This window comes from Mesorhizobium sp. M2E.F.Ca.ET.209.01.1.1 (assembly GCF_004010375.2).
GTDB lineage: Bacteria > Pseudomonadota > Alphaproteobacteria > Rhizobiales > Rhizobiaceae > Mesorhizobium.
This window is the reverse complement of the sequence record NZ_SADP02000051.1, coordinates 1-1,427: the sequence shown is the minus strand read 5'-3', so window position 1 is coordinate 1,427 and position 1,427 is coordinate 1. Positions and strand designations below refer to the sequence as shown.

The 1,427-nt window shown below is 59.5% G+C and carries 1 pseudogene; it reads left to right on the top strand.

Going from position 1 to position 1,427, the window contains the following annotated elements:
• Positions 1–44: 44 nt before the first annotated feature.
• Positions 45–1,427 (top strand): annotated as a pseudogene (locus EN852_RS34485) (IS3 family transposase); the annotation flags it as partial.

Sequence of the window (1,427 nt, the reverse complement as noted above, 5' to 3'; positions counted from 1 at the left end):
TGAACTGACCCCCGAAAGTTGGACACAACCTTCGGGGGTTTTGCATGTCCAAGCACAGTCCGCGTTTCAAGCGCTCGGTTGTCGACAGCTATTTGTGTGGGAATGAAAGCTACGCGAGTGCTGGGTCGAAGCGTGGAGTTGACGCGGCGACTGTCCGCAAGTGGGTTGGCCTGTACCAGGCGCATGGCGATGCCGGGCTGTCTGGCAAATACGGTCGTTACGACGCGGCGTTCAAGCTGTGCGTGCTCGAGCGGATGTGGAAGGAAGGCCTGTCCTATCGCCAGACGGCGGCGCTGTTCAATATCCGCAATGCCAGTTGCCTGGCGGGCTGGGAGAAGCGCTATCATGCTGGCGGGATAGAGGCGCTCGGCCCACGTCCCAGAGGACGCCCCATGTCGAAGCCGCCGGCCCCCGCAGTGCCTGTTGCAGCCAGTGACGAGGCCAAAAGCCGTGAAGAACTGCTGGCCGAACTGAAGCAGCTGCGGATGGAGAACGCCTACCTAAAAAAACTGAAGGCCTTAACGCAGGAACACGCGCCCAAAAAGCGCAAGCCGTCCAGGCGTTAAGGCCGTTGCATCCGCTTAAGGGCCTGCTCGAACTGGCGAAGCTGCCGCGCAGCACGTTCTATTACGGGCAAAAGGCGGCTTCGCGCACAGACCGCCATGCGGCGCTGAAGGAGGCGATCAAGGCCATCTTCGACAGCCACAAGGGCCGCTATGGCTATCGCCGGGTGACCGCGCAACTGCGCCAGTTGGGTCAACGCGTCAATCACAAGACGGTCCAGAGCCTGATGGCCGGGATGGGATTGAAGTCGCTGGTCAGGCCGAAGAAGTATCGTTCCTACAGGGGCGAGGTTGGGCGGACCGCTCCCGATCTCTTGCAGCGCAAGTTCAACGCGGAGCGCGCCAACCGCAAATGGGTGACCGACGTGACGGAGTTCAGCGTGGCCGGCGACAAGCTCTACCTGTCACCCATCATGGACCTCTACAATGGCGAGATCCTCGCGTTCGAAACCTCACGAAGGCCGCTGTTCAAGCTGGTGGACAATATGCTGACCAAAGCCCTTGCCCGGCTCGATGAGGACGAACGGCCAATCCTGCATTCCGATCAGGGATGGCAATACCAGATGCCGGCATTCCAGCGCAGGCTGGAAGCCAGAGGCCTTGCTCAGAGCATGTCACGCAAAGGCAATTGCCTCGACAACGCACCGATGGAGAGCTTCTTCGCCACGCTCAAGTCCGAACTCTTCCATCCGGAAAGCTTCGACACCGTCCAAAGCCTCGACAAGGCCATCGAGCGCTACATCGACTATTACAACCACCGCCGCATCAAATTGAAACTGAAAGGGCTGAGCCCTGTGCAATACAGGACCCAGCCCTTAAACCTACCCAGCTCAATGAACCGTCCAACTTTATGGGGTCAGTTCA